Origin of the sequence: Leyella stercorea (genome assembly GCF_019052365.1) — a bacterium.
Taxonomy (GTDB): domain Bacteria; phylum Bacteroidota; class Bacteroidia; order Bacteroidales; family Bacteroidaceae; genus Prevotella.
The window spans coordinates 1-17,095 of record NZ_JAHQUY010000007.1 but is presented as its reverse complement, the minus strand read 5'-3'; the positions used below and the strand labels follow the sequence as shown (position 1 = coordinate 17,095).

The window sequence follows — 17,095 nt, the reverse complement described above, 5'->3', positions numbered from 1 at the left end:
TTTATCAAATATTCCAGTCGTCGGGATTGCACGTTGCCTCCACTTTGTCTTCAATCTCGTCGGGCAGCGCAGGGAAGAAATCGATGCCCGTGATGCGCTCCACCTCGTCAACCGAGTTGGCATAGTCGCCCTTCGGTCGGTTGCCGTCACCGTTCTTATATATAAAGCCGATAGCCTTCGGTTCGCCCGTCATGCAGAGCACCACCTTGAAGAAGGCATCTGGCACGGAGACGCGGTTCTTGCCGATAGTCTTCTTGCTGTTCTTGTAGAATATCGGACCGCACACGATATACAATGCGCCCTCCTGCTTAGCCCACTTGCGGCACGCCTGCTCCATCTCGTTCCAGTCGCCACGGTTGAGCTGCGGCGCCTGCGGACAGACGTTCGTGAAGAGGAACGACTCGCCCATAGCCAGTGCGCTCCACTTGTTGTCGCCAGCCGGGCACATATGACCGCGGTCGTAGCCAGAGCGCACATAGTCGAAGTCTACAGCACGCGGCTCGGGCACGTCTGTGTCCTCATGAAACTTGGCGTCGCTGCGCTTGCTGCTGCCCGTAAGACGCTTCGGCGTGAGGCACCACGCCACCCAATTTGGCACGCGACGATTGCTGTTATACGACACGGTGTAGCCCATGCGGCGCAGTATCTGTTCGGGCACCGACGTCAGGCGCGCCGGAATCTCCAAGTCTGTGTATTCGCCGCCAGCAACAGCGGTTGCCGCCGACTTCTTGCCGCCGGAAGCGAGACTACTCTCGTCCACTCCGTCGGTTTCTGTGTTCTCAACTATGCCGATAGCCGCTTTGCTCTCGGCAAGCTTTGCGTCCATGCGCTTTGCCACTTCGCCGCAAGAGCAGAACATTGACAGAAGACAGCACGCAACAAGTATTGTTCGTATTTTTTTCATTTTTGAGTTTTGAGTTTTGAATTATGCGCTGCGCGCATTTTGAATTGATGAGTTGTGAATTTTGAATTTTGAGTTTTGAATTATGCGCTGCGCGCATTTTGAATTGAGAATTGAGAGTTGAGAGTTGCAAATTCAAAACTCCTAATTGAATAATTCTTAATCGGCGTAGCCGACAATTCAAAATTCAAAACTCAAAACTCAAAATTCAAAACTCAGCATTTCCTTCAAACTATTTATTCTCCACAGCCGCTCATGCTCATATTCCTCCGTCTTTTCGTGCGCCCAGATGGTGCGGAACGGAACATGCACGGCGTAGGCGCCAATCTGCAACGCAGGGGCGATGTCGCTACGGAAGCTGTTGCCAACCATAAGCAGTTGGGTTGGCGTCACCTCAAGGTCGGAGCACAGATGGTGATAAGCCTCCTTGGTCTTGTCGCTCACGATGCTCACCACATCGAAGAAAGGCGCAAGCCCCGAACGGCGCAACTTGTTCTCCTGGTCGAGCAGTTCGCCTTTGGTGAACACAGCCAGCCGGTATCGGCGTGCGCCATGTGCGTCGGTCAGGTCGTGCAGATAGCGCAGCGTCTCTTCTACGCCCTCAAGCGGTGTGGCATCGAGGTGAAGCAGACTCTTTCCAAGTTCCACTATGCGTCCGATGATGTCGCCCGTAACAGCACCATGACTCACCCGCACCGCATTCTCTACAAGCGAGATAGTGAAAGCCTTGCAGCCGTAGCCCATGTCTGCCATGTTAGCCGTCTCAGTAGCGAAGAGCGCCGCCGACACCTCGTCGCTACAGCCCCACGGAGCAAGCAGTCGGCAGTATTCGTGCTCAACAGCCTCGAAATGGTTCTGCAACTCCCAAAGCGTGTCGTCGGCATCAAACGCAATAGCGCGTATGCCTCGCAACTTGTCGTGCGAGGTACAGCAATCAGTATTGTTCAGCATTTATTTGGTGTTTTTCATTCGTCCGTAAGCATCGAGCGAATAGCGACGCGCCACCTTTACAGCCACCACAGTAGCCACTATTGACGAGCAGAACACGCCGAGCAAGAGTAGCACAAAGAGCACTACAGCGTCGACAACCGTCGAACCGCCCATAATCATTGCCCACATCATTGCCGCTCCGGCGCCTACGGATGTGCCGCCGACCAAAGCGCTTATGCCGCATGCGGCAGCCTGCTGCACAGCACGGCGTGTGAGATAACTCAGTGCCTCATGATGCGTGGCGCCGTTGCCGAGCATATAATAGTAGAACTGGTTGTGATGGCGCAGTCCGGCGTAGTACATCGACATAGAGCGAGCCAACACATCGGCTGTGCCGGTAAGCAGAATGGCGAACACGGGCAGCACGAAACGCGCGCTAAGAGCCGCCAGCGACGTGATGTTGACGAGCAGCAAGCCAGCACCGGTGAGCATTGTGCCGGCGAAGAGACCAGCCAGAACCGGGATGACATAAGACGTAGAGCGCAGACGTGCCCTCACCTTTACCTCAATAGCCGAGTAGAAGAGCATAGCGATGACGAACAGAACGTCGAACACGAAGCTGTCCCACTGCACAAGCCAATAGACAAACAAGGCTATGACACCCACTTTCAGCGCCATAGAGAAGAAGCCTTTCAGCATCTTGCCGAACATATTGACGCCTAAAGTGCCCATCACTACGACGGGTATTATTATGAAAATGACACCGAGTGCCAATGCTATCCAAAGATTTACCATAGCTATAAATGTTTCGTTTACAAGTTAACTCTTTTGTTGCACACCGCAAGCAGGTTCTCGTCGGCTGTAGCCACAATCAAGGCTACGCCCTCCGACCGTTTCTGCTTGATATATCCGGCTACGAGCTGACAGCCAGCCTCGTCCTGATGCGACGTAGGATTATCAAGCAACAGCAACTGGCGTTCGAACATGCCGACAAGCACGAGCGACGCACGCTGAGCCACAGCTTCATCCATCTCGTCGAAGCCTTTCTGCATACAATCGGCGTCTACACCGAGAGCCGAAAGCTCGGCAGCGACAGCCTTCGCCGAATAAGCGTAGTCGGCGTTGGCTTTAATGGCGAACTGACTCTTCGACACCTCCTGCACGGTGAGCCCTTCGAAGTCGAGCGTGTCGGGCTGATAGGCTATGAACTGGCGGAAGTAATTGCCGGTGACGGCTGTAACCGGCTCACCGTCGATGCTCACCCAACCCGACTTAAGCGGTCGCAAGCCGAGCATGGCAAACAGCAGAGCCTTCCGAGCCACAGCATCGCCCGTGACGGCAACCGCATCGCCCGGACGAGCCACGAACGAAACGCCGCTGAAGAGGGTTTCGCCACCATTTGTAGCCGTAGCATCCTTAAATTCAAATATCATTGTTGTTTCGCTTTCTGAGTTTATACGAGGTACAAAAGTACAGAAAACAATTGTAAACAGAAAGCGAATAGCCTAAAAAAACGGCATTAGTTTGTGGTTGTCAAAATGAAGAGTTAATTTTGCAGCTGATTAACCGACAGGTTTTTCAGTAGAGAGAACCGAGCTTAATAAGATAAAGAACTGGTTTTAACATTAAAGAGAACCGGTTTTAACATTATACAAATCAAGTAACAATGAGTTTTTCCACACAAGATATAACCCGCCAGTGGGCTTTGCTGCCTGCGTCGCAGATTGCGGTCGGCGTGAACGAAGCCCTGCATACCAACAGTTCGCTCGTAGTGACGGCTCCTCCAGGCGCCGGCAAGTCGACATTGCTGCCATTGACTATTCTCTCCTCGCTCGGCGAAGGCGAGAAGATACTAATGCTCGAGCCACGCCGACTGGCTGCGCGACAGATTGCGGAGCGCATGGCGCAGATGCTTGGCGAGCAGGTGGGCGAAACCGTAGGATACAGAGTCAGGTTCGAGAGTCGGGTGTCGAAACGTACACGCATCGAAGTGCTGACTGAAGGCATTCTGACGCGCATGATTGTAGACGACGCAACGCTCGACGGCGTGAGCGTAGTTATCTTCGACGAGTTTCACGAGCGCAGCATCAACTCCGACCTTGCCCTTGCGCTGACCCGTCAGGCGCAGCAGATAATACGCCCCGACCTGAAGGTTGTTATCATGTCGGCAACAATCGACGCCAGCAATATATGTGCGGCATTGCAGGCTCCGCTCATAGAGAGCGAGGGCCGCATGTTTCCCGTAGAACTGCATTATGCCGACGAGGACACCGATCCGCACGACATTGCTGCCGCAGCAGCCTCAACAACCATCGAGGCGTACAAGAAATATGAAGGCGACATTCTTGTGTTTCTACCAGGACAGGCAGAGATTGAACGCTGCTTTGAACTGCTCAGCAAGTCTCAACACCTCACCGCATCACCATCTCAACCCATCAACACCTCAACCCATCAACACCTCAACACCTCACCATCTCAACCCATCAACACCTCAACATCTCAACACCTCACCATACACCCCCTCTACGGCAACCTCTCGCCTGAAGATCAGCGCCGCGCCATCGCCCCGTCTGCACCCGGCGAGCGCAAGATTGTGATAGCAACGCCCATCGCCGAGACATCAATCACGATTGAGGGCGTGCGCGTGGTGATAGACGCAGGACTGTGCCGACAAGTAGTGTTCGACGCACGCACCGGACTGAGTCATCTTGAGACCGTGCGCATCAGCATGGACATGGCTACGCAGCGCATGGGACGTGCAGGTCGTGTGGCTGAAGGCGTGTGCTATCGTCTTTGGACGAAAGCGTCGGAGCATCTTATGGCTGAACAACGCAAACCAGAGATTGAAGAAGCCGACCTTGCGCCGATGGTGCTCGACACGGCTGCCTTCGGCGAGAGCAACGCTGAAGCCCTTCCGTGGCTCACCATGCCACCGCGTGCCGGTGTGTTCAAGGCGAAAGAGCTACTCACTGCGCTCGGCGCCATCGACGAGAACGGCAATATAACGTCTATCGGAAAGCGAATGGCTACACTACCCTGCCATCCGCGTATCGCAAGAATGATTCTCGCAACAACCAATCTCACCACCTCAACACCTCAGGGGGTGCACTTGTCTCCGCTCGGCTTTTGCCGCTTGCCAGAGCAAGAAGTGCACCAACAACACCTCACCACCTCAACATCTCACCACAACAACACCTCTTTGGCTTGCGACATTGCGGCTCTGCTCGAAGAGAAAGACCCGCTATCCGAGAGCGGCGGCACCGACCTCACGCTGCGCCTCTCCGCTCTGCGTGCCGCACGCCGCAAGAAGCAGCTGGGCAAATGGCAGCGTATAGCGAAAATTGCAGCCGGGTATCGTCGCATGGCGCACACCGACGAAGATAACCGCGACCCGGCGCCGATGGAGGTAGGACTGCTTGTGGCTTACGCCTATCCTGAGCGCATTGCGCACAGCACGAACAGCATCGGCGGCTATAGACTTGCGAGTGGCGCAAACGTGCAGCTGGACGCTGCCGACCAGCAGTCGGCTCACTCGTGGCTTGCCATAGCGTCGCTCTACAGTGCGCCTGGCACAACGGGCAGAGTGTTTCTCGCCGCACCGATAGCCCCCGATGATCTCGAAAAAGAGTTCGTAAAGGAGGTGGACAACATCGCATGGGACACGAAGCAGGGCTGCGTGGTGATGCAGCGCGAGCAGCGTATAGGCAAGCTCATGCTCAGCCAGAAACCGATACACGACGCCGACAAGGAGCGCTTGAAGGGCATAGTGTGCGAGGCGATGAAAAAAGACGGACTGACGATGATGGCGTGGAGTGAGAAAGCCGTGGAGCAGGTGCAGCGGCGTGTGGCGCAGGTGGCGGCGTGGCATCCCGAAATGGCGTTGCCCGACGTGTCGACAGAACACTTGCTGAGCACCGCCGCCGACTGGCTGCCGTTCTATCTCGAAGAAGGCGGACGCGTGAAGACGAGTGTGCAGGAACTGAGAAAGCTGAACCTTGCAGATATAATATGGAACTTTCTGCCGTACGAGGCGCAGCTGGAGGTAGATCGGTTGGCGCCGACACACATCGAGGTGCCGACGGGTTCGCACATACACATCGACTACCGTTCGGGTGCCGAAGCGCCGGTGCTGAGCGTGCGTCTGCAAGAGTGTTTCGGCATGGAGCGCACGCCGTGTGTCGACGACGGCAGGCAACCGCTTCTTATGGAACTTCTCTCGCCGGGCTTCAAGCCAGTGCAGCTGACGCAAGACCTCGCCAGTTTCTGGCAAGGCACATACTTCGAGGTGCGCAAGGAGCTGAGACGCAGATACCCGAAGCACTACTGGCCCGAAAACCCGCTGGAGGCAGAGGCTGTGAGAGGCGTGAAAAGAAAATGAACAGCTAAAATAATAACATAAAAAGAGTTTTAGTACGCCTTGATGCGGTATATCACGCCAAGCTCCACACGGTCTGTATTATAATCGGTGAGTCCGCAGCGGCGTGTGTAGTCGTACTTGCGACCTGCGTACGAGAGGAACAGGCGGAAGTCCTGCTTCTTCACGGGGAAATACTCCAGACTGCCCACATAACCATAGCTGCGACGATAGTTGTGCAGATGCTCGTATTCGCTCACAGAGGTTGTGCCGTACATACCCTTCAGCTGAAGGTTCCAGGAGGGCGCAAACTGCCAGTCGGTCTTTGCGGTGAGCGTGTGATACTTCACCTTGCCGAAGTGGAACGTTGAGCCAGATTCGTCGTCGTCGACTATTGCGGGCATCAGTTCGGACGTGGCGATGCCAAGCATGTCGAGCTGGTCGAACGCGCCCATATAGTCGAGGTAGCACTGGAACTTTGGCAGGTTGAGCTGCTGACCGAGCGTCACCATGCGGCTCAGCTTGCCCTTTGCAAGCGACTGCAAGCCGCACGACCAGCGCGTGTTGAGCTTTCCGCCGAACATCGATCCGTTCCAGTTGAGGATATAACAGAACGGTGCGCTCGACTTCTTCAACTGCTTCTGCGAGATGCCTTCAAAGACGTATGGCGACGCGCCGTATATGTCGGAGAACTTCTTTTGGTATGTGTTGCTCATCTCGAAGGCGAACTCGTGGTTTGACACGGGACGATAGCTCACCATCACACCAGTCATGAAGTCACCCATATGGCTCACGATGTCCGAGTATTCGTAGACGTATATCGGGTTCTCGTCGAACTCGTATCCGCCCCACAGCTGCGCCAGTTTGCCGCCGGCAACGGTGACTTTGTCGTTGATGTTGTAGCCCACCATCATGATGTCGGTAGCCTCGGCGAAGTTGTCAAAGCTCTGTCCCTTTGCCGACTTGTTAAGACAGTGGCGCAGACGATAGAAGAGCTTGTCGTTGATGGTGCCTTTGAACTCGAGACGCAGCTGGCGGTTGGCAAATCGCGACTCCCACTGGTCGGTACGGCTGTCGTGCTCCGACTTCACCGAGCCGGCGAAGTTGACGTAGATATTGAAGGCGTCGTGACGTTTCTCGAGCTTAGTGATGCGCTCGGCTATCGACTCGAAGCCCGCGTCGTTGCCGCCCATAAGCGTGTTGTTACCTTGAGCTGAAGCGCCCACCGAAAAGAAAAGTGAAGTTATTGCAAGCAAAAACCGTTTTTTTGTTCTTACGCTAAACATATTAGGCTATTATGAAATGATAAAGATGAGTTGTTAAATAAATTGTTGCTTTATTGAAATGTATTACAAAAGTACAAAAAAATATTGAATAACATTTCTTTTGCCAAAAACAATCGCTCGTTTCAGATTTTTTCTGTAATTTTACACTCTTAAAAACAATATAAATTGCATTAATACAGAATATGAAAAGCTTACTTATAGAGGACACTACCGTAGACGAGCGCATGCAGATTGTAAAGGAAGCGCTCGGCGGATTCGGCAACTGCGACTGCGAAGGCATCGACATGGACGATATGTACGACGACTATATCTTCGGCAGACGCGAACTGGCTGACATCAACCGTGAGTTCAGTCAGCAGCACGCTGGCGCCGTAAAGGCTGAAGACCGCGAAAAACCTTCGGGATGCGTAATGCACTAAACAGAAAACAACAAAAAACATACAACGAACTATAGGAAAATGGAACTGATACTGAAATACTTCCCCAATCTGAGCGACACTCAGCGCGAGCAGTTCGCTGCATTGAAGGCGCTCTACGAGGACTGGAACAGCAAGATTAACGTCATCTCGCGCAAGGATATGGACAACTTCTACGAGCATCACGTGCTCCACTCGCTCGCCATCGCTCACGAGATTCGCTTCCGCGAAGGCACTAAGGTGCTCGACCTCGGCACGGGCGGCGGCTTCCCTGGCATTCCGCTCGCCATTATGTTCCCCGATTGCCAGTTCAAGCTCATCGACCGCACGGGCAAAAAGATTCGCGTGGTGAACGAGGTGGCGCAGGCTATCGGACTGAAGAACGTGGTGGCTGAACAGCTTTCGGGCGAAGAGGAGAAGGCGCAGTACGACTTTGTGGTGAGTCGCGCTGTGATGCCTCTGCCCGACCTCGTGAAGATAATAAAGAAGAACGTGAACCGCAAGAACCAGCACAACGCGCTGCCTAACGGACTAATCTGCCTTAAGGGCGGCGACCTGCAGGCTGAGACAAAGCCGTTCAAGAACATCGTGAGCCTCACCGAGATTCACGACATGTTCAAGGAGGAGTGGTTCAAGGAGAAGTATCTTATTTACTTACCGCTTTAAAAAGTAAAAAAGTAAAAAAGTAAAAGAGTAGAAAGGTCTACAAAGGCCTAAAGAGGCTTAGAAAAGGCTTAGAAAGGCATAAAGAGGCTTATCCCCCAAAAAAGAAAAGAAACAATGCTCAATATAGAAACATTCACATGCAACATGCTGCAGGAAAACTGCTATGTTGTAAGCGACGAGACAAAGGAGTGCGTGATTATCGACTGCGGTGCATACACCGAGGCAGAGAAGCTCGCCATAGAGAAATATATCAACGAGAACGAACTGCGCCCCGTGCATCTTATCGCTACGCATGGTCACCTCGACCATAACTTCGGTGACGCTTTCATCACCAGCACATACGGATTGCCGCTGGAGCTCGACGCGTCTGACGAGGCTTACGTTCGCGCTGCCGACAAGCAGGCTGCGTTCTTCGGTATAGCTCTCACAGAGCCTATCGCTTCGGACATCAAGCCGTTCACAGCTGGTGCTCACCTCAGGTTCGGTTCGCACGACATCGAGGTGATCGAAACACCGGGACACTCGATGGGCAGCGTGGTGCTCTACATCAAGGACGAGCGCGTGGCCTTCACCGGCGACACTCTCTTCCGCGGTTCTATCGGCAGAACCGACTTCGAAGGCGGCAGTATGCTGATGATTATACAGAGTCTGCGCATGTTCGTGCAGTTCCCCGACGACATCACATTGCTGCCCGGTCACGGACCGAAGACAACAATGGGATACGAGTTGGCGCATAATCCGTACTTGGACCGATAAATGAAGGCAGAAAAGATAATTCTCGGCATCGACCCTGGCACGAACGTGATGGGATACGGCGTGCTGCGAGCAGTGGGCAACAAAGCCGAAATGCTGCACATGGGCGTGATAGACATGCGCAAAGACCACGACCCGTACTTGCGTCTGGGCAAGATTCACCAGCAGGTGACTGCCATTATCGACCGTTTCCTGCCCGACGAGATGGCTATCGAGGCTCCGTTCTTCGGCAAGAACGTGCAGTCGATGCTTAAGCTCGGACGTTCGCAGGGCGTGGCTATCGCGGCTGCCGTGGGCCACAGCGTACCCGTACACGAGTACGCACCGATGAAGATAAAGATGGCGATAACCGGACAGGGTCAGGCTTCGAAGGAGCAGGTGGCGGCGATGTTGCAGCGCCTGCTGCGCATTGACACCGAAGAGATGCCGAAACTGATGGATGCTACAGACGCCTTGGGCGTAGCCTACTGCCACTTCATGCAGCAGGGCAATCCCGTAAGCGACACGCACTATAGCGGATGGAAAGACTTCATCAACAAAAACCAGGACAAGGTGAGCCGCATCGGTCATTAAGCACGTTATCTATAATAAAATACACGTTTTATATAAATAAACAGAAAGCAAGTATGAAGAAACTGTTTTTAATATTGGCTCTCGTATGTATGTCGGTGGGCGCTTCGGCTCAGGAGATATACAACGAAGTGAAGAGAATCGAGAAAGAGGTGAAAGCTTTCGCTAACGACACCTCAAAAGATCTGGAAGCACGCAAGGTTGCTACCTTCAAATACGACGCCATCTTCTATCTTATCACAAAGGGCAGTCAGGAAGAACGCTTCAGCGAGTACGAACTTGGCGTGCAGACAAACGCTATGATCGAGTTCGTGAACCTCTTCGTGAGTCGTCTTAGCGAGATAAAGAAGGATAAAGATAAGGAGATGCTGAAGGCAAAGTTCCGTACAGCCACAATCAACAACTCGCTCTTCAACGATGTTGATAAAGAAGTGATATACAGCTATGTTGACAACGAGAACTACATAACCCAGTTCTCACTCGACACAGACTGGCCGAAAGCTTTGGCTGAGGTTACGGGCAAGTAATGCTCGGACATCCCGAATATATTAAGGGTGTATCAAAACTCTAAGTTTGCAGTTTTGATACACCCTTTTTGTTTTATTATACGTCAACGTCCGCCTTCAGGACTTTCTCCGAACAGACGTAGCTGACATTCTGTAGTGTTATCTCTTTCCACCATTATATTATTTATTGTACGCGCGTACATTGTTCTTTCGCCCGACTTTGCAGCAATCTTCAATGTGAGTGGTTTGCCGTCGGCGTGTGGAAAGGTATAGAGTTCGTAAACCGACTTGCCTTTGTATGCTGCGGGCTCAACGCTGCATACTTCGGTCTGACGCGAGTTTACATTGCCGCCGCCGGTGGACGGATCGAGCGTACTGCTGCCACCTGTGTAGAAGAACTGGAGCGAGTCTATTTCCTGAGGTGTGGCGTCGTTGATGGCTACACGCAGCTTTGCTACGACACGCCGCAGCGTTATGTCGTACGTACAGTTGCCGTTTACGTCGTACTGGTCGTAAAAGCAATAGGTATCAGTAAGCTTGTTCTTCTTGAACGTCACGGTGTTCAGCTTGGAGATGGTAGGCGCATCTTTGCCGTTCTCGGCTACGAACACGAAAGAATACGTACCTTTGGGCACTGCCAGCGCCACTTTTCCGAAGTCTTTGTCGGTACTGAGTTGCGTAATGGTGCGGTAGTTGCAGCGCTCACCGTCGGCATCGAACACCGAAAAGCTCAGGCGCTTGCACACATCTCTCAGCGCCGTAGACCCTGCACTTGCCGACTCTACGCCGAGAACATTGAAGCGTACGGTGACGGTCTTCGCCTTGTCGCCCTTATTGTCCTTATCGTTCTTGTTGTCAACCACAACATCTTCTGTCTCTTCGCCGTCTTCTGCAAACGGCTTTTCGCAAGAAGCTCCGACAAGCATTACGGCTGCGATGAAGAACCGCACCAAAACATTCTTTATATTCATAGGTTGTAGTTTAAAAGGTTTGTATCAAGGCTGCAAGTGGTAACTATCTTTGTCGTTACCACTTGGGCTTTCTTCCCTTATAGCCGCCCTTCTTGTTGTCGCGACTGTTAGGATTGCTGCGATTGTCGCGAGCATTATAGCCGTTGCGAACGTCTCTGTTGTTACCAGAACGAGCGTCTCTTCCGTTATATCCGTCACGAGCATCGCGACCCTCGCGAGCGTTGCGGCCCTTGCGAGGTTCGCGTGAGTTGAACTCATCTCTATTGTCGCGGTGTTCGAACTCGGGGCGTCGGTTGTTGCCGAAGTTGCGGCCATGATTAGGTGCTGGCACACCGGCGTAGAGTTTCTGAATGAGGTCTGCCCTGCCGATGCGGCGCAGTTCCTGCTCGATAGCTCGGCGCTCCTCGGGTTTATACCAGAAGAAGAACTGGCGCTGTGCGAGTTTCTCGCGCGGAGTCTTGGCGCTGAACACCGGTTCCAGAGTATAAGGGTCGTAACCCGTATACCAAGTCTCGGTGCTGACGGTCATAGGCGTAGGCGTGAAGTCCTGAACCTGCTCCAGATGGAAGTCGAGTTGCTTTGTGAGCACCGCAAGTTCGGCCATATCCTCCTCACGGCAGCCAGGGTGCGAGCTGATGAAGTAAGGAATTATCTGCTGGTTGAGATGCTCCTCACGGTTGATGCGGTCGAAGATGCACTTGAACTCGCCGAAGAGCTTGAACGACGGCTTGCGCATGAGCTTGAGTACCGCATCTGACGTATGCTCTGGCGCCACCTTGAGGCGTCCGCTCACGTGCTTGGTGATTAGTTCGCGTGTGTACTGGCGTGCTACGGCGTTGATAGCCTCGTCCTTGCTGCGATGGAGCAGCAGGTCGTAGCGCACACCGCTGCCGATGAAGCTCTTCTTGATGCCGGGCAGAGCGTCGACGGCGTGATAGATCTCGAGCAGCTTAGAGTGGTCGGTGTTGAGGTTGGGGCACACCTGCGGATGGATGCACGACGGGCGCTTGCAGACGGCGCAGGCTTTCGGGTTGTTGCCGTGCATGCCGTACATGTTAGCCGACGGACCGCCGAGGTCGGAGAGGTAGCCCTTGAAGTCGGGCATCTCTATCACCTTCTTCACCTCCTCCACGATGCTGCGCTTCGATCGGCACGCAATGAACTTGCCCTGATGCGCAGAGATTGTGCAGAAAGCGCAACCGCCGAAGCATCCGCGATGCAGATTGACCGAGAACTTTATCATCTCGTAAGCCGGTATGCGCTTGCCCTTATACTTAGGATGCGGCAGTCGGGTGTAAGGCAGGTCGAACGAGCGGTCGAGCTCTTCGGATGTCATAGGCGGATAAGGCGGATTGACAACGGCGTACTTGTTGTCGACAGCCTGCAGCAGTCGCTGCGCGTGCATCTTGTTCGACTCCTCCTCGATATGTCGGAAGTTTTCTGCCTGCGCCTTCTTGTTGCGCAAGCACTCCTCGTGACTGTGCAGCACTATGTCGTCGGCGCCAATGCCGTTAGGAACCTCGTCCTCGCGGCAGAGATAAACAGTCTGCGGAATGTCGTGAACGGCGCTGATTGGCAAGCCTTCGGCGAGGTTGCGACAGAGCTCAACGATAGGTTTCTCGCCCATTCCGTAGATTATCATATCGGCGCCCGAGTCGCAGAGTATGCACTTCTGCAGCGAGTCCTTCCAGTAGTCGTAGTGCGTCAGGCGGCGCAACGACGCCTCGATGCCGCCGAGCACGACGGGCACGTCGGGGAAAAGCTGCTTCAGAATCTTAGTATATACAATGGTAGGATACTCCGGGCGGCAGTCGTGACGACCGTCCGGACTGTACGCGTCTTCGGAGCGCAGGCGCTTGCCGGCTGTGTATTTGTTCACCATCGAGTCCATGCATCCCGGCGCTATTCCGAAGAACAGATTGGGGCAACCCAGCTTCTTGAAGTCGCGGAAGTCGCCGTGCCAGTCGGGTTGCGGAACGATAGCCACGGTGTAGCCCGCGGCCTCAAGTGTACGACCAATCACTGCGGCGCCAAACGAGGGATGATCCACGTAGGCGTCGGCAGAAAAGAGAATGACGTCGACGGAATCCCATCCACGCAGTTCGATTTCTTTCTTTGTAGTAGGCAGCCAGTCGGTGAGCCTGTATTCTTTCATTGTATATTGTTTTCGTTATTAAATAGCCCGCAGGGAGATTACTGTGCGTTCTCCGCCGGAGCTTCTCCTTCTGCTTCTTCCTCTGCGTGAGCCGCAGCCCACTCGCGGTAGAGCGCAATGAGGTTCTGCAGTCCGAGAGCCTTCATATTGTTGTTGTAAATCACGTCGAGGCAGAGGTCGAGCAGATTCTTGTCGTTCTCAACGGCGTTCTCCAAGAGCGAGCGCACGTGGAACTTCAGTTTGTCGAGCACAGGCTCGTCTACGAATCCGTTACTGTCTACCAATGCGTCGAGCAGCGAATACTTTCTTATTGTCTCGAGATGGTTATCACTAATCTCCACACTTCTTGTGCCTGAGGCGTTTGCTTGAATTTTATACATGGCAATTCGTTTTTTGGTTATTATTACAAAATTAATTAAAACGGCTGACATAACCAAAACAATTCGTTTTTTTATCGAATGAATATACGATATAGCCTAAAGAGGCTTAATTTATGTAAAAAAAAGCGTCCGATATACCTCCACATATAATAGTTTTATTACTTTTGCAACATAATATAATACGATTATGAAGAAATTTTTGATAATGTCAGTAATGCTCATGGCAAGCGTATGCTTCGCTATGGCTCAGCAGAATCAGGCTTCGATCAAGTTCGACAAGATGATTCACAACTTCGGCACATTCTCTGAGAGCCAGCCTACACAGAAGTGCGTGTTCACCTTCACCAACGTAGGTACAGCGCCGCTCATCATCAACCAGGCTGTGGCAAGCTGCGGATGCACCATTCCTTCGTACACCAAGGCTCCTATCAAGCCGGGCGAGAAGGGCGAGATAAAGGTGACATACAACGGCACCGGAGCGTTCCCCGGCCACTTCAAGAAGACTATCACCGTGCGCACCAACGGCGTAACAGAGCTGACACGCCTCTACATCGAGGGCGTGATGAGCGAGAACAAGAAATAAACATACAAGCATTATAAACCTATACTGGGTGGGGAGAGAAACAAAAAGACGTTCTGCTCCCCACCCTTTTTCATTTAAACACGTACACTTATGATATTCTATTTCTCAGGAACCGGCAACACGAAGTGGGCTGCAAGCAAGACAGCCGAAGCGCTCGGCGACCAACTCATCGACATAGCTGCAACGCTGAAGCACTCCGACGGCGGTAGCACGTTCTGCTACGAACTGAAAGACGACGAACCGATAGGCTTCTTCTTCCCCGTACACGGATGGCGACCGCCATTGATAGTGAAGGAGTTCGTAAGCCGACTGCGCCTCAATCAGGCCGACCGCTTCTGCTACGTGGTGTGTACGGCGGGCGACAACGTGGGCGAGGCTGTAGACATTCTGGAGAAAGACCTGGCGGCGGTGGGCATCACCGTGCACAGCGCAATATCGCTCATCATGCCCGAGTCGTACGTCGGACTGCCGTTCATGGACGTAGACAAACCCGAGAAGGAGGCGAAGAAGAAGCGCGAAGCCGACGAGAAACTCTCACGCTTCATCGAAGACATACGCCAGCGACGCCACGGCGTGCGCGACATCCTCATCGGCAACTGGCCGCGCATCAACAGCCGCCTCATCGGCGATGTGTTCATACGCTGGATTATCAAAGACACGCCGTTCCGCGTTGACCCCAACCGCTGCATCGGCTGCGGACTCTGCACGCGTAACTGCCCAGTGGGCGACATGGCTATGGACGAGAACAAACACCCGGTATGGCTGCACAACGGCAAGTGCCTCTCGTGCTTCGCCTGCTACCACCACTGCCCCACAAGAGCTATAGAATACGGCGGAAGAACAAAGGGAAAAGGACAATACTACTTTGAAAAAGTAAAAAAGAGCGTTTAAAAATAAAAGAGTAAAAAAGTAAAAAGGTAAAAAGGGCGTTTAAAAGTAAAAAGACTTATCTATAATAAAAAAGTGGCGGAGGTCTCCGGCCTCCGCAGCAGTCAATTCAACACATTAATCGTTATAATCACATGTGTTATTGCTTGCTGCGGAGGCCGGAGACCTCCGCCACTATTATCAGACGGCGTTCGCCGTTCGCCTACAAATCAATATTCTCTTTCTCCGAAGATATACGTGCCTACGCGCACCATCGTAGAGCGACACTCGGCAGCGATGTGATAGTCGTGACTCATTCCCCACGAACGCTCGCAGAAAGCGTCGTCGTCGGCAAAGTAGCGCGCCTTCACCTCGTCGAAGAAGTCGGCTGCAAGCATGAACTCCTTGCGTATGAGGCTCTCGTCGTCTACGTGCGACGCCATCATCATCAGTCCGCATATCTGCACGTTATGCAGCTCGCGCCATTCGCCGCCCTCAAGCAGTTCGCGACACGCATCGAGCGACAGTCCGTACTTGGTCTCCTCCTCGGCAATGTGCAGCTCGAGCAACACCTTTATAGTGCGTCCGTGCGCAGCAGCCTGCTTGTTTATCTCGCGCAGCAGCTTCAGCGAGTCTACAGCGTCGATCATCGAGATGTACGGCGCTATATACTTCACCTTGTTGGTCTGCAGATGTCCGATGAAATGCCACTCAATGTCCTTCGGCAGCACCTCCACCTTGCGCGACAGTTCCTGCTCGCGACTCTCGCCGAACACGCGCTGTCCGGCGTCGTACGCTTCCTTTACGTATTCGGCAGGATGAAACTTACTGACAGCCACAAGTCGTACGCCTTGAGGGAGGCTGTCCGTCACCTCACGAAGTCTGTTTGCAATGCTCATACCTTACGGAGTTATTTGTTGATTGTTAGTATTTAACGTAGGAGGCTACGGCTTTCTTGCCGTAGCCATTGCATACTTGCGATGTTAACGAAGGAATGTCGTAAGCTCTACTGTTTGTTGCGATGCCTACAGCAGAAATGCCGTAGGCTCCTATAGTTCGCTATGCTTTAGCCTTCAAACTCGGGCTTGTCGTTCTTCTCTTCCTTCTTAACGGGCGCGTTGTGCTCAAACACGTCCATGATTTTTGTCTCAGAGATGTTGACAATTACATAGTCGATGGCTGTCTTGTCCATTGAGTCCTCGATATTCTTCACTGCTGCGTTGAAGTTAGCAGCCTGCACGAGGAAGTTAACAGCCGAACGCTTCTCCTTGCCAGTCTTCTCGTCGATAATGATGAACGAAAGCTTAGCCTTGTACCAGTGGTCGTCGGTTTCAGAGTCGCTGAAGAAAATCTCGCCATAAGCAGCCGGACTGATAGCCTTCACCTCAAATTCGCCCGTAGCGAACGGCTCCATCTCCTTGGTGATAGTCTCTTCAGCCTCGCCAAAAGTCAAAGCGTCTACTACATACAACTCACTTACCTTCTTCTGTCCATCCTCTGTCTGACGCTCGTAGCGTACTGTGGTTTCAAACCAGTTTGCTGTTCTTGATCTCATTATTCTTTTACGTTTATTGTTTTCAATCACTTTAATTACGGACGGCAAAAGTAATAATTAATTCTGAGATACGGAATAAACACGCCTGATAAATAATAATTTTTAATCACAATGGAGCCGCAGGATGGGCTCACCCGATATATCTAGGGGGAAAGCTTTTTGATTCTATAGAAAATTTATACCTTTGTGCCATGAACAATCA

The 17,095-nt window shown here is 52.7% G+C and carries 18 protein-coding genes; 8 read left to right on the top strand and 10 right to left on the bottom strand.

The annotated features are described in order from the left end of the window. Positions 1-4 precede the first annotated feature (4 nt). From KTQ90_RS02300 to KTQ90_RS02285, 4 genes are all read right to left on the bottom strand, one after another. Positions 5-904 (bottom strand): DNA/RNA non-specific endonuclease, encoded by a 900-nt coding sequence (locus tag KTQ90_RS02300; RefSeq protein WP_254359401.1) that lies wholly within the window; start codon positions 902-904, stop codon positions 5-7. A gap of 198 nt (positions 905-1,102) precedes the next feature. Beyond that, a complete protein-coding gene (locus KTQ90_RS02295) occupies positions 1,103-1,852 on the bottom strand; it encodes an HAD family hydrolase (RefSeq protein ID WP_217317078.1) in 750 nt (249 codons plus the stop codon). After that, positions 1,853-2,626: an ABC transporter permease gene (locus KTQ90_RS02290; protein WP_217317077.1), complete on the bottom strand. Its 774-nt coding sequence runs from the start codon at positions 2,624-2,626 to the stop codon at positions 1,853-1,855. Between the two features lie 17 nt (positions 2,627-2,643). Next, a complete protein-coding gene (locus KTQ90_RS02285) occupies positions 2,644-3,264 on the bottom strand; it encodes an ATP-binding cassette domain-containing protein (protein ID WP_217317076.1) in 621 nt (206 codons plus the stop codon). A gap of 233 nt (positions 3,265-3,497) precedes the next feature. Here KTQ90_RS02285 and KTQ90_RS02280 point away from each other — a divergent pair, with 233 nt between their 5' ends. Continuing rightward, entirely contained in the window at positions 3,498-6,209 is a 2,712-nt protein-coding gene (locus tag KTQ90_RS02280) for an ATP-dependent RNA helicase (RefSeq protein WP_217317075.1), read from the top strand. Between the two features lie 29 nt (positions 6,210-6,238). On the opposite strand, the gene KTQ90_RS02275 is transcribed toward KTQ90_RS02280, so the two are convergent. After that, positions 6,239-7,471, bottom strand: coding sequence for a porin (locus KTQ90_RS02275; protein ID WP_217317074.1), 1,233 nt, complete (start codon positions 7,469-7,471; stop codon positions 6,239-6,241). Between the two features lie 182 nt (positions 7,472-7,653). Here KTQ90_RS02275 and KTQ90_RS02270 point away from each other — a divergent pair, with 182 nt between their 5' ends. From KTQ90_RS02270 to KTQ90_RS02250, 5 genes are all read left to right on the top strand, one after another. Continuing rightward, positions 7,654-7,890: a hypothetical protein gene (locus KTQ90_RS02270; protein WP_022158104.1), complete on the top strand. Its 237-nt coding sequence runs from the start codon at positions 7,654-7,656 to the stop codon at positions 7,888-7,890. Positions 7,891-7,929: 39 nt separating this feature from the next. Continuing rightward, positions 7,930-8,553 carry a 16S rRNA (guanine(527)-N(7))-methyltransferase RsmG gene (gene rsmG / locus KTQ90_RS02265; protein WP_217317073.1) on the top strand — a complete coding sequence of 208 codons (624 nt, stop codon included), beginning with the start codon at positions 7,930-7,932 and terminating at the stop codon, positions 8,551-8,553. A 114-nt stretch (positions 8,554-8,667) separates the two neighbouring features. Beyond that, positions 8,668-9,309, top strand: a complete 642-nt coding sequence (locus KTQ90_RS02260; protein WP_217317072.1) for an MBL fold metallo-hydrolase — start codon at positions 8,668-8,670, stop codon at positions 9,307-9,309. Continuing rightward, positions 9,310-9,879: a crossover junction endodeoxyribonuclease RuvC gene (ruvC, locus tag KTQ90_RS02255; RefSeq protein WP_022158101.1), complete on the top strand. Its 570-nt coding sequence runs from the start codon at positions 9,310-9,312 to the stop codon at positions 9,877-9,879. Between the two features lie 53 nt (positions 9,880-9,932). Continuing rightward, positions 9,933-10,403 (top strand): hypothetical protein, encoded by a 471-nt coding sequence (locus KTQ90_RS02250; protein ID WP_022158100.1) that lies wholly within the window; start codon positions 9,933-9,935, stop codon positions 10,401-10,403. Between the two features lie 83 nt (positions 10,404-10,486). Here KTQ90_RS02250 and KTQ90_RS02245 read toward each other — a convergent pair whose 3' ends face one another. Genes KTQ90_RS02245 through KTQ90_RS02235 form a run of 3 tightly spaced genes read right to left on the bottom strand, consistent with a single transcriptional unit; the run spans position 10,487 to position 13,888 of the window. Further along, complete coding sequence (locus tag KTQ90_RS02245) at positions 10,487-11,353, bottom strand: FimB/Mfa2 family fimbrial subunit (protein WP_217317071.1); 867 nt, start codon at positions 11,351-11,353, stop codon at positions 10,487-10,489. 55 nt (positions 11,354-11,408) lie between these two features. After that, complete coding sequence (locus KTQ90_RS02240; protein WP_217317070.1) at positions 11,409-13,508, bottom strand: YgiQ family radical SAM protein; 2,100 nt, start codon at positions 13,506-13,508, stop codon at positions 11,409-11,411. Positions 13,509-13,546: 38 nt separating this feature from the next. Further along, the gene (locus tag KTQ90_RS02235; RefSeq protein WP_022158097.1) at positions 13,547-13,888 is read right to left on the bottom strand and encodes a hypothetical protein; all 342 of its coding nucleotides are present in this window, start codon (positions 13,886-13,888) and stop codon (positions 13,547-13,549) included. Positions 13,889-14,075: 187 nt separating this feature from the next. Between KTQ90_RS02235 and KTQ90_RS02230 the strand changes: the two genes are divergently transcribed. Further along, complete coding sequence (locus tag KTQ90_RS02230; RefSeq protein WP_022158096.1) at positions 14,076-14,471, top strand: DUF1573 domain-containing protein; 396 nt, start codon at positions 14,076-14,078, stop codon at positions 14,469-14,471. A gap of 90 nt (positions 14,472-14,561) precedes the next feature. Beyond that, the gene (locus KTQ90_RS02225) at positions 14,562-15,362 is read left to right on the top strand and encodes an EFR1 family ferrodoxin (RefSeq protein ID WP_217317069.1); all 801 of its coding nucleotides are present in this window, start codon (positions 14,562-14,564) and stop codon (positions 15,360-15,362) included. 206 nt (positions 15,363-15,568) lie between these two features. Here KTQ90_RS02225 and KTQ90_RS02220 read toward each other — a convergent pair whose 3' ends face one another. Next, a complete protein-coding gene (locus KTQ90_RS02220; protein WP_217317068.1) occupies positions 15,569-16,237 on the bottom strand; it encodes a YggS family pyridoxal phosphate-dependent enzyme in 669 nt (222 codons plus the stop codon). 167 nt (positions 16,238-16,404) lie between these two features. Then, complete coding sequence (locus KTQ90_RS02215; protein ID WP_217317067.1) at positions 16,405-16,893, bottom strand: DUF4494 domain-containing protein; 489 nt, start codon at positions 16,891-16,893, stop codon at positions 16,405-16,407. Positions 16,894-17,095: the final 202 nt, after the last annotated feature.